This window comes from Centipeda felix, assembly GCF_900186465.1.
Lineage (GTDB): Bacteria > Bacillota > Negativicutes > Selenomonadales > Selenomonadaceae > Centipeda > Centipeda felix.
Genome location: NZ_LT891959.1, coordinates 92,161 through 104,327 on the forward strand (window position 1 = coordinate 92,161; position 12,167 = coordinate 104,327).

Genomic DNA, 12,167 nt, shown 5'->3' on the forward strand with positions numbered 1-12,167 from the left:
GACTTTTGTTGCTTATCTTTGCGTTCTCAGGATTACATCGGCCATCTCTCTTACTGTATTGCAACGACCGACGGGATAGCCGATCTCTTCGATTTGCTTTCCAAGCAGCAGGAGATGCGGTGCTGTAAGCGAGGCTTGCTCCAACAGTTCTGTATTGCGAAATATATCACATGGAGCACCTTCTCCGATGACACGACCATTCGCCAGCAGGATTAAACGCTCGGCAGAACGAAGGATATCCTCCATGCTGTGTGAGACGAGAACAATGGACATACCGCGCTCACGGTGAAGTGTCGAGAGCATCGACAATAGTTCTTCGCGACCACGTGGATCAAGACCGGCTGCCGGTTCGTCCAAAACGAGATAGCGTGGTGCAAGAGCCAATACACCGGCAATCGCCGTACGTCTGCGCTCTCCTCCGGAGAGCGCAAATGGAGAACGCTCCCGATAGATCTGTGGGAGATGGACAAGCTCCATTGACTCTTGCACACGTTGCTCAACCTCGGCTTCGGACAAGCCCTGGTTGTGCGGACCAAAGGCAATATCCTCGTAGACAGTTTCTTCAAAAAGCTGATGCTCAGGGTACTGAAAAACCATGCCTACGCGAAAGCGAGCGGAACGATCCTTCATATTGTTTTTGGGAGTTCGCTTCCCAAGAGGCACGCCATCTACGGAGACTGTGCCGGAAGTGGGCTGAATCAGCCCGCCGATCAGCTGCATAAGCGTAGATTTTCCCGCGCCTGTTTCCCCTGCTATTGCAGTAAATTCTCCCTCGTTAATGACAAGTGAAACGTCGTAAAGTGCTGTATGGGAGAGAGGTGTGTTCTCCATATAGGTATAGGAAACAGAACCTATTTCGATAGACAATGGATCAACTCCTCGTCTGTTAAGATATTTTCCGATAGATGCTCTCCAGCACGACGCAAGTGTTGTGCAATATCGGCAGCAAGGGGGAGATCGAGTCCCAGCTGCTGTATACGTTCCGTGTGAGAGAATACGTAATGCGGCGTTCCATCCATGACAATCTTCCCCTGATCCATCAGAATAATGCGATCCGCAGCAATTGCCTCCTCCATGAAGTGCGTGATATAGATGATCGTTGTCCCTTGCTCTTCGTGCAGTTTTTTCACGGCAGAAAGAACTTCCGAGCGTCCGCGCGGGTCCAGCATAGCTGTGGGCTCGTCCAGGACAATACACTGCGTTTGCATAGCGATAGCACCCGCGATAGCAATACGCTGCTTCTGTCCTCCGGAAAGCAGATGCGGCGCATCCGTCGCATGATTACTCATCCCGACCAATGCAAGCGAATCCTCGACGCGTGTCCGTATTTCGCATGGGGAAATACCAAGGTTTTCTGGGCCAAATGCTACATCGTCTTCAACGACAGCGGCGATCAGTTGATTGTCAGGATTCTGAAATACCATACTGACTTTTTGGCGTATCTTCCACCATTGGGATTCGTCCCGCGTATCCATGCCATCGACGAGACAGATTCCTGATGATGGCAGAAGAAGTGCATTCAGATGACGTGCTAGTGTAGACTTCCCTGAGCCGTTAGCGCCAAGGATAGCGATAAACGCACCGGTCGGAATTTCCAGAGATACATCACGGAGTGCCTCGTGGTTTTCGTTATCCGTGCCTTGATAGATATGCGTCACATGGTCAAGTGAAAAAAAAGATTGTGCTTCCATTAGTCTTTATCATCCCGTATGTTTTTCGACTTTGTTTTCAGGCGAACATGGAATGTCGTACCTTTGCCAAGTTCGCTGTTGAGTGTAATTGAACCGTGGTGTGCCTCAACTATCTCGCGTGCAATGGCGAGGCCGAGCCCATTGCCGCCCATACGGCGCGAACGCGCTTTATCAACACGATAAAATCGATCAAAGATGCGTTCCTGATGTTCTTTTGCAATACCGATTCCCGAATCTGTGACAGAAAGGCATACCGTGCCGCGTTCCTCTGTGCTCAGGGAAACTTCAATGTGACCATGCTCCGGTGTATATTTCACTGCATTGTCGACGAGAATCAGTATAAGTTGACGTATTTTCTGTTCATCCGCATATATCTCTGCACGTTTGGGCAGGAGCTCTTGGATCGCAATATCTTTCTTCTCGGCAAACGGGCGCATCATGCGTACCGTCTGTCTGGCTGCTGCAGCGATATCCATGCGTACCGGTTTGAACTGTGTTGCCCGTCCATCTGTGCGCGCAACTGTAAGCAGATCACTTACGAGTTTTGTCATTTTTTTTACTTCATCACGTACATCTTCAATGACTTGTTTTAAAAATGGTGATGTTATTGTTGGATCACTGTGAAGAAGATCAGCAGAAGCTAGGACAACAGCGAGAGGGGTGCGCAGTTCATGGGAAGCGTCTGCTGCAAATTGACGTTGGCGCTCATACGCCTCACGGATTGGCTGCATGGCGCCACCCGAAAGAATATAGCCGATTGCAGCGGCAAAGATGATGGCGATAACGCCCAATGCCGCTAGTGCTGATGTTGCTTTTTCTAGTCCATTATACATGGCGGTAACGTCTTTTCCTACGTATACCGTTTGCATTGGCATGGGGGGGCTGGATACCGTTTGTGAGATCATCATCACTTTCGTCTGAACGCCGCGCTCACTCGTCTTTGTAAATACGCGTACCTCACGGTCAGACGGATTCCATGTGCCGACGATGTCCAAGACAAAGGATTCGATACGGGATGAGGCACGCGAAAAATTTATGAGACGTCCACGATCATCAAACACATAATAAAAGAGACGATCATTGGTACTGCGATACAGCTGTGCCTCATCTGCATCTGTTCCCGTATGTAGTTCATGATACACCTGAGACTCTGCGACGCTGTTCGCTGTATCCAAAAGTTCCCGCGCCTGCTCAGAAGTAATCGCCCACTGCATCGTCTTGTGCATAGCAAAAAGGAGGACAATAACTAGCCCTCCCATAACCAGTGCATAGCGCAGCATCAACAGCAAGCGGCTGCGTCCAAACAGATTCTGTTCGCTCAATTCGGTGCCTCCAGCTTATATCCGACACCACGTATCGTTTTGATGGAGGCCCCCTCTCCCGCTGCGTCTAACTTCTTTCGCAGCATTTTCATATAGGAGTCGATATTATTCGAGCTGACGTCTGCCTCCAAGCCCCAGATTCGATCGAGGATGATATCGCGCGGAACCACGATTCCGATATTCTGTGCTAGGAGATCAAACAGCTGAAATTCTCGTGGAGAGAGTTGAATGATCTTTCCATTCTTTTCGAGAATATTTGCCGTACGATTCAACTTAAAACCGCCGATTTCATCAACCTCATGCTGTATACGCTGCGTTGATCGTCTGCCAAGTGCACGCAGGCGCGCCAAAAGCTCAGAAAACTCGAATGGCTTTACGAGATAATCATCCGCACCAGCATCGAGTCCCTTCACTCGATCCTCCACAGAGTCCCGTGCTGTCAGCATGAGAATGGCACGATCATAGCCGTTTCGGCGCAGGCGTGCACAGGCATCGACTCCTGACTCGCCCGGCATCATCCAGTCCAAGATCAGAATATCGTACTCTGTGTAGGTTGCATACGCATAAATATCACTGCCGTCTGTCACCCACTCAACACTGATGTCGTTTTGTTCAAGCATATATTGGATGAGCTTGCCAAGGCGCAGATCATCTTCTGCCAAAAGCACACGCATAATACCATCTCCCTGCTATATCGAATAGAATTATAGATAAGGGGGGTGAAAGATAGCTGAAAAAGGAGCTAACGCATCGCTATGTGCACTGATGCAATCATGCGATAAAAGACAAACATCCCAAGCCCGTAGCAAGTCAGCATAATGACTCCCATCGGAATGGCAGTATAATCACCTGCGATGCCTACCACAGGCATCATGCAGGCTCCCAGCAGCATCGAGAAACACCCGATCAATGCAGAAGCACTGCCCGCATTTTTCCCCTGTCGTGAAAGCGCGAGAGAAAAGCTCGCCGCACCCATCACCGAGAGTGGTATGATGGTAATAAAGAGTAGAATAAAGATCACAGGAAGCGGTGCGGAAACAAAAAATCCAATCAGAAGCAAGCTGCTCCCGATCAGTGGAACAAGTACGGCATATTTCAACATAACGATATCCGGCACACGTCCGGCAAAACGGGCCGGTAAAATTCCGGCAAGGAGAAGCCCCGCTCCAATTACGGCAAAAATCATACTAAATCCCTGTGGAGAGACACCATAGATATTCTGAAAGACGAATGAAGAGCCAGAGAGGTAGGAAAAGAAACCACCAAATACGAAGCACTGCAACAGACAATGTCCGAGAAAATAACGATCATGTAAAAGGATGGGGAATTTCTTCAGAGAATCCATCACGTTCTTGCTGCGCTGTTCTTTGGGGAGCGTCTCTTGATAAGCGAGAGTTGCACCAGCCAGCACTACGCCGATGAGTGTCAATAAAATGAAAGTGGCGCGCCAATTTGCAAAAAGAAGAATCTGTCCGCCGATCACAGGCGCAATAATGGGGGCAAATCCGTTGACCATCATGAGTACAGAAAAGAACCGTGTGAGCTCTGAGCCTTCGCAAACATCACGTGCGATTGCACGTGAGATAACAATTCCGCTCGCCCCAGCGAAACCGGCAAAGAAGCGAAAGAAGAGGAAAAGATATATATTCTGCGCGAGTACGCAGCCGAGCGTTGCACCGACAAAGACAAGCATTCCGATCAGAAGAGGCCTGCGGCGTCCCCAGAGATCACTCAATGGACCAGCAAGAATCTGTCCAAGTGCCATGCCCAGCGTTGTCATAGTAAGCGTCATCTGTACCAATGACGTTGGGACAGAAAAGGCTTCCTGCACCTCAGGCAGTGCCGGGAGATACATATCCGTTGAGAGCGGTGCAATTGCCGTCATAACACCAAGGAATATGGTCAGCCAAAGCCGCGTACGCGCATTCATGTCCATTGTATTTCTCCCTGATCCTCGTTTGCTGTATGTACCAATTGTTTCAAGCAGCGTTTGCAGCAGTTGATTTCTTTCCGCGGCTCATCAGCCATGCTTTTATCGTTTCCCATATTGCAGTTGCGATGACGATTCCCGCTGCGATGGATGCCGCATAGAGAAAGGTCTTTATCCCCTGCGTACCAAATTTATCCCAGTCAGCAGCAACCGCATAGAACATTGTTCGGTAGAGCGAACCACCGGGAACCATGGCAATAACACCGATGATCAAAAAAATTGTTGCGGGGCATTTATAAAAACGTGCCAGAATTTCTGCGGCAAGTGTCGCAAATACAGCTCCAGCAAAGTAACCGGCATACTCATTCCAATCGAGTGCTATGAACAGGATGGTGAATCCCCAGGCAATCATACAGACTACAGCTCCTACACAGGCATCTTTGATATGCCCATGCCAAAGCAGATGAAAAAAGAATCCACCGATGAGAGACGTGAGGAGATAGACCCACCACGTTGTTTGAAAAGCGATGATGGTTCCTGATGAACTAAACGCAAAGCCGGTAGCGATCAGCAGGCTCAGAATAAATGCCTCTGCACTCTTGAGCAGCCCGGAAATCGTTTCCTGACTGAACATATCGCGAATCGAGTTCATGAGGGCAAGCCCTGGGATCACCGGCATAATGTTGCCCATATTTATCGCAGCTGGATGAATATCCATCCCCATCCACATGAATGAGTTGGCAAAAACACCACCGATAAAACTAAGCAAAACGAGGGCACAGTATGGATTCAGTTTTGTTCTGCCAAGCAAATATTGAATGAGCCGAAGAAAAACACCAACGATCCCGGCACATACGGCATCTTCTAAACGCCCACCGAAAAAAGCAGAAAAACTGCCCGCGATAATGGCCCAATAAAATACAGACGCTTTGAGAGAAATCTCACCCATCGTATCAATGTCGCGTATACGCGCCTTTATTTCATCCGAAGTGATGGGACGTGCACAAATTTCTCGTGAAAGTTGATTTAATGCGATCAATCGCTGAAAATCAAAGTTCTGGCCCGGAACACGACGCATCTGTGTAATGACGCCGATGTCCTCCCCACGTATCGTCACAACAATGCTGGAGGTAATGACCATGACATCCACATGGCGAACTCCGTAGGCGCGACATATAAATTTGATCGTTCGCTCTACGCGGCTTACCTCCGCACCCGTTACGAGCATGCGCTGTCCAATATCGATGGCACGTTCCAGAATCTTGTTGATGTTAATTCGTGCTGTTTCGTTTATCATAATGAACATAGTTATAACATGTCTTTATTGCTATGTCACGCTTTTTCAAAGAAAAACAGCAGAACCGTTTTCACAGTCCTGCTGCATACACCATGTACAATATTATTCTACGGTAACAGACTTTGCGAGATTCCGCGGCTTATCTACATCGCAGCCGCGTGTGATTGCAGCATAGTAGGCAAGCAGCTGAAGCGGGATAACCGAGAGAATCGGCATAATGAACTCGTCGGATGCCGGTACGTGCATCACATGATCCACGTACTTTTTCAATTCGGTATCCCCTTCGGCGGCGATACCGATAACAACAGCATCACGCGCCTTGACCTCCTTGATGTTGGAGAGCGTTTTCTCGTAGACATTCCGCTGGGTTGCCAGTGCGATGACCGGAACGCCTTCTACAATCAGAGCAAGCGTACCATGCTTCAGCTCGCCCGCAGCATAGGCTTCCGCATGAATGTACGAAATCTCCTTGAGTTTGAGTGCTCCCTCGAGGGATACGGAATAGTCAAGACCACGGCCAATGTAGAAAACATCCTCATTGAACCCGTACTGCTTGGCAAAGGTCTTGATGGGATCAACATCAGACAAGATCTCTGAAATCTGCGAGGGAATCTCCTGCAGATGCTCTACCAATTCCGCCGTACGCTTTGGCGCAATCATTCCCTTGATCTCTGCCATATAGAGTGCAAGCATGAAGAAGAGAACAAGCTGTGTTGTGTATGCTTTCGTCGATGCGACGGCAATCTCAGGTCCTGCCCATGTGTAAACGACCTGATCTGCCTCGCGTGCGATGGAGGATCCGACCACGTTCGTAATCGCAAGTGTCTTCGCTCCACGACGCTTGGACTCCTTGAGTGCTGCAAGAGTGTCACTTGTCTCGCCGGACTGCGATACAACGATCAGCAGCGTCTTGTCATCGACAATTGGGTCACGATAACGGAACTCTGATGCGACATCCACTTCGACCATGACGCGAGCCATTTTCTCAATATAGTATTTCCCAACGAGTCCTGCATGATATGCCGTACCACAGGCGACAATATAGATCTTGTTGAAGGAATTGAGATACTCGGGGGTCCAAGAAAGTTCTTCAAAAGAAATACTTTTTTTGTCACTCGTAATACGCTGGCTCATCGTGTCACGAACGGCTTTCGGCTGTTCATGAATTTCCTTGAGCATGAAATGCTCATAGCCGCCCTTTTCTGCTGCCTCAGCATTCCATGTGACTTCAAATACCTTCTTGGCAACGGGCTCGCCCTTGCGGTCAGTGATCTCGACACTGTCCTTGTGTACAATGGCAAGTTCGCCGTCCCCCATGATGTAGGTGCGGCGTGTACGGGAGATAATCGCGGGGATATCCGAGGCGATATAGTTCTCCCCTTCGCCGAGGCCAATGATCAGTGGGTTGTCCTGCTTTGTGCAGACAAGCATATCCGGGTGTTTGCGGCTCATAAATGCCAGAGCATAAGACCCTTCGATACGACGCAGAACCTCGCGAACAGCTGCAACGAAATCGCCTTGATATACGTCCTCCAGAAGATGAACAACTACCTCTGTATCCGTTTCGGACTTAAATACATGACCTTTTTCGATGAGCTCTTCCTTCAGTGAAAGATAATTTTCGATAATGCCGTTATGGACAATGGCAAAATCGTTGTGACAATCCACATGGGGATGTGCATTCACATCCGACGGACGACCGTGCGTCGCCCAACGTGTATGACCGATACCGATGTTGCCAACGGGGACGTTTCCCTTGATCTTGTCACGAAGTGCAGATAGGCGTCCAACGCTCTTCTCGACACGAATGCTTCCGTTGTCGTAAACAGCGATTCCGGCTGAGTCATAACCACGATACTCCAGTTTGGACAGACCATCCAGCAGGAACTTTGCTGCCTGACGATCACCGACATAACCAACAATTCCACACATAAAAATACCTCCTGATCGAGTAAAACATCGCTCAGGGATTTCACTCTGACTGCAGCTTTGTCCACGCGGTCACCCGCATGATTTGACCACAGCCTATCGGCAGAGTATGCCGGAAGGCATCCGCTGACGGCTCGACAACCTTCTCCTCGTCCTCTGAGAAAACATCTTCCCAGAGCCAGCGCTAAGATTAATTCTTTTTTATAAATGAAATCCCCCATGCATCAGATGATGCATGGGGACATTCTATCCGATATAGCGCAATAAGTCAATCGTTCATATCTGCGAGCAAAAAAATACTGTTGATTCATGGCATCTTGGCAACATAGTGACTGAAACTCCCAATGACGAGCTGCGGAAATTCTTCATGAAGAAGATGCATAAAATTTTTCGTCCCAACGGGCATCCCTTCCGCCCCCGGCATGACTTGCAGAAATTGTGTCGGATCAATATTGAGATTTCTCATCTGAATCATCTGAACCGGAAGCTCGCGGAAAAATTGCTGCCACGCATGGAGTTCCTCGGGGCGATCGGTAAATCCCGGAAAATGCAGCAAGTTGATGGAGACATATACTTGGTGTTTCAATGCATAATGGATGGACTCCTTAACAGAGTCCAGCTGATAGCTTGCGCGATAGTATGCATTGTAGCTTTCAGGCCGTGCGCTAATCATGGATACACGCAAAGAATCAAGCCCTGCATCGACAATTTTTCTCATGCCTTCCGGATATCCGGCGTTGGAGTTCATATTGATTTGACCGCGCGTGGTAACGCTGCGTATTTTACGGATTCCATCAGAAATCCGATCCGCGGCAAGTGACGGTTCACCTTCACAGCCCTGTCCAAAGCTGATGATTCCATCCGGGGCGAGCGAGAGATGATAGATGCCGACCTCAGCGATTTCATCTGCTGTCGGTGCGAATGTAATTCGTTCTTGCGGAGACGGACAGCATTCTGAGCTCTGTAGGGATATGCAGCCGAGACAGTTGGCATTACAGACGGGTGATGTCGGCACACCGCATTCCCAGCGCCGGTAGAACAGGTTCTGTGCCGTGAGACAATGATAGTTCAGCGAGCAGTTCCCCACCTGCTCTACAATGCGGTTATGGGGGAGCTCTTTCATCGTGCGGCGCACCAGCTTCTTGAGTCCAGTGCTATTATAGTTGGATGGATCCCATTTGTCATTTTCGTCCGTATATACGGCAGCCACCCACAGCTGTCCGCGATAGGACAATACGGCAGTATAGCCATATAATGGGAGTAGAGATGCATCATCTTTGCGATGAAAAGCAGGAAGATGGGTTCGCGTGTAGCCCTGTGGAAGAATGGCAGCTACGGCAGTGCCATTGATCTCTTCCTCACATCCATCCACACGCAGACCCACTGCCTTATGCGAAGGCATAAACATAAGATCAGCACTGTCAGGAAGCGGAATGAGTTCATCGGGATGAAGTAAAACATTTGATGTGCCAACCCGACCTAACCCCTGCAGATTCACTGCCTCACAGATGTTGCCGTGATGGTCGGCATAGACTGCGGTAATCCTATCTTTCTTCTCATGCAGAAGTGTCGTCGTTCTCGTTCGTTTCATGATTGCCCTCTTGACGATCTTTCTTCTTTCTATGTAGATTATAGCGGTTCATTGCAAAATCTATCCCCTCCGTTACGATACACGTCACTGCGGGCAAAAGATATGCTATCGCCTCGCGAATCTTTGGCAGATCCTCCGGTGCAAATGAAGCGAGAACGTGGTTGATGACGGTCCGTCCGACTGGCGGACGCCCGATACCAATACGGACACGAGCAAATGCCTCGCTGCCAACATGAGAAAGGATGGATTTAATCCCGTTATGGCCGCCTGAGCTCCCTTTCTTTCGAATACGTACCGTCCCAACAGGAATATCCATATCATCGTGGACAACGATCAAATCTTCACTGCTCAGTTTGTAGTAGGAAAGCATGGGCCCGATCGCTTCCCCGCTGTTATTCATATAAGTCAATGGTTTGACAAGGAAAATTTTTTCTCCGCCGATACGTGCTTCTGCAACAGATGAAGAGAAATCTTCTTTCCATGCAGAAGCGTTTAGATGCTCTGCCAGAGCATCGATCAGCATGAAGCCGACATTGTGCTTGGTATTGGCATACTCTGCTCCGGGATTCCCAAGCCCCGCAATAAGTTTCATTCACTACTCCTTCGTCGGATCACCAACCATAAAGAGATAGGCAAGTACTAAGATGCCAAGAGCAATACGATACCAGCCGAACGCGGTAAAGTCGTTGCGCTTTATGTATCGTAAGAGGAACTGAATCGAGAGAATCGACACGACGAATGCAGTGACCATGCCAACGGCGAGAATAAACAGCTCTGCTCCCGTGTAGTGCCAGCCAAATTTGACAAGTTTCAGAAAGGATGCGCCAAACATGACAGGAATGGCGAGAAAGAAGGTGAATTCCGTTGCAACATAGCGGCTGGCCCCAAAGATAATACCGCCAAGTATTGTTGCCCCCGAGCGGCTCGTCCCCGGAACGAGAGAAAGCACCTGAAAGACGCCAATGATGAATGCCGTACGATAGTCCAGTGCGGCAAGACTCTCGACACGCGGCGTCCGACGTTTATTCCAACGCTCCACGACGATGAAAAGAATACCGTATAGAATTAGCATGGAAGCGACAACAGGCGCGTTCATGAAATGTTCTTCCATATATTTGTTGAACGCGAGCCCGACCACCGCAGCAGGAAGACAGGCAACGATGACCTTCCCCCATAGATCCAATGTCTCACGACGCTCTGCTCTAGACTTACTTCCAAGGAACGGATTCAGCTTCTTTGCATTCAGTACCACAACAGCAAGAATGGCGCCGAGCTGGATGACCACCAAAAACATATCCATAAAGGCAGTTGATACATTCAGTCGAATGAATTCATCAACGAGGATCATGTGCCCTGTGCTGGACACAGGAAGCCACTCGGTGAGTCCCTCAACAATTCCCAGAATAACGACCTTTAGCATCTCCGCCAATGATATTTCCACAGTATTTAAATCCTCCTTCGACCATATCAGCAAAACTACAGCAGTTTAACATTATATCTCAAACTGTGTATTTCGCCTACTCTTTTTCTCTCAGTTCTCCATATTACACATATTCTACGTCTTTTTCAATCTCTTAGGGGGCAAATTAGGGGCAAAAATAGAAGAGAATAGATCGTAGTGACGGATCAACCAACAACGAGATTACAGTCAAAAGACGAGCCCTGCGATTTGCACAACTCGTCTTTTTTCATGCAGCGGGTATTCAAAAAGGCAGAGCGTCTTTGTGATTGGCAAAGGATGACCGGCGCATGCCCAGAAGTTCCCTTACTTCCCCTTGCGCAGCCGCATCACTTTACCCCAGTCTTGGCAGACAGGTCGCATAGATAAAGCCTCCTTTCAAGACATACCTATATCTTGAAACGAGGAAAAAACCTATCTTTTGTACTACCCTGCACATTAGTGATCCATCAGATTATACCGCGTTCCTTCAAACGCTCAATGCCCATGCTCTGATCAATGTAATGACTTTCATCATAATCGAGCGGCATCAGTTGTTTTTTCTTTATTGCAGCAAGATCATCTGTCCCATCGCCTTCTTCCATCTTGCATTTCACAAATTCTGGACTGGGGACGTTGATTGCCCGACCAATCTCACCGATCAAAAAGAACTCACGCGTCGGTCCCCCCTCTGTTACCAAACGTTGGAAAACGTCATGTCGTCCTTTCGTACTGCATTCCGCTTCGACATCATCAATCGTCATTCCACGGAGTGTGATGAAGTCATTCAATCGTTTTGCATCTACCCAATACTGCATCGTAATACCTCCATCATCTGACATAATCAGCTCCACGAAAATTCATGGAACGAAACTCATGTAGCTCCCCGCGTTTCTCATAATAAAAATCGAAGCTGCGAAAATCGCAGTTGGAGAAATCTGCCTGAGTACCAGACTGATGATTTGTGTC

General features: G+C 48.7%; 11 protein-coding genes. All 11 read right to left on the reverse strand.

The genetic code is table 11. From position 1 onward, the window contains the following. Nucleotides 1-12: 12 nt before the first annotated feature. On the reverse strand, nt 13-867 hold the full coding sequence (locus C1713_RS07830) for an energy-coupling factor transporter ATPase (protein ID WP_102493557.1): 855 nt from the start codon (nt 865-867) through the stop codon (nt 13-15). Next, entirely contained in the window at nt 852-1,691 is an 840-nt protein-coding gene (locus C1713_RS07835) for an energy-coupling factor transporter ATPase (RefSeq protein WP_009442143.1), read from the reverse strand. The genes C1713_RS07830 and C1713_RS07835 overlap by 16 nt, the downstream gene beginning before the upstream one ends. Then, nucleotides 1,691-3,013 (reverse strand): sensor histidine kinase, encoded by a 1,323-nt coding sequence (locus C1713_RS07840; protein ID WP_102493558.1) that lies wholly within the window; start codon nt 3,011-3,013, stop codon nt 1,691-1,693. Before C1713_RS07840 ends, C1713_RS07835 begins: the two co-directional genes overlap by 1 nt. Beyond that, a complete protein-coding gene (locus C1713_RS07845) occupies nt 3,010-3,687 on the reverse strand; it encodes a response regulator transcription factor (RefSeq protein WP_009442141.1) in 678 nt (225 codons plus the stop codon). Before C1713_RS07845 ends, C1713_RS07840 begins: the two co-directional genes overlap by 4 nt. A 68-nt stretch (nt 3,688-3,755) precedes the next feature. Further along, on the reverse strand, nt 3,756-4,949 hold the full coding sequence (locus tag C1713_RS07850) for a multidrug effflux MFS transporter (protein WP_102493559.1): 1,194 nt from the start codon (nt 4,947-4,949) through the stop codon (nt 3,756-3,758). A gap of 43 nt (nt 4,950-4,992) precedes the next feature. Continuing rightward, on the reverse strand, nt 4,993-6,249 hold the full coding sequence (locus tag C1713_RS07855) for a threonine/serine exporter family protein (protein ID WP_009442139.1): 1,257 nt from the start codon (nt 6,247-6,249) through the stop codon (nt 4,993-4,995). 93 nt (nt 6,250-6,342) lie between these two features. Then, nucleotides 6,343-8,172, reverse strand: coding sequence for a glutamine--fructose-6-phosphate transaminase (isomerizing) (glmS, locus tag C1713_RS07860; RefSeq protein WP_102493560.1), 1,830 nt, complete (start codon nt 8,170-8,172; stop codon nt 6,343-6,345). Nucleotides 8,173-8,476: 304 nt separating this feature from the next. Then, complete coding sequence (locus C1713_RS07865) at nt 8,477-9,760, reverse strand: radical SAM family protein (RefSeq protein WP_102493561.1); 1,284 nt, start codon at nt 9,758-9,760, stop codon at nt 8,477-8,479. Continuing rightward, nucleotides 9,726-10,352: an aminoacyl-tRNA hydrolase gene (pth, locus tag C1713_RS07870; RefSeq protein ID WP_102493562.1), complete on the reverse strand. Its 627-nt coding sequence runs from the start codon at nt 10,350-10,352 to the stop codon at nt 9,726-9,728. Before pth ends, C1713_RS07865 begins: the two co-directional genes overlap by 35 nt. Nucleotides 10,353-10,355: 3 nt before the next feature. Then, entirely contained in the window at nt 10,356-11,201 is an 846-nt protein-coding gene (locus C1713_RS07875; protein WP_102493563.1) for an undecaprenyl-diphosphate phosphatase, read from the reverse strand. 467 nt (nt 11,202-11,668) lie between these two features. Continuing rightward, complete coding sequence (locus tag C1713_RS07880; RefSeq protein WP_102493564.1) at nt 11,669-12,052, reverse strand: hypothetical protein; 384 nt, start codon at nt 12,050-12,052, stop codon at nt 11,669-11,671. Nucleotides 12,053-12,167 lie beyond the last annotated feature (115 nt).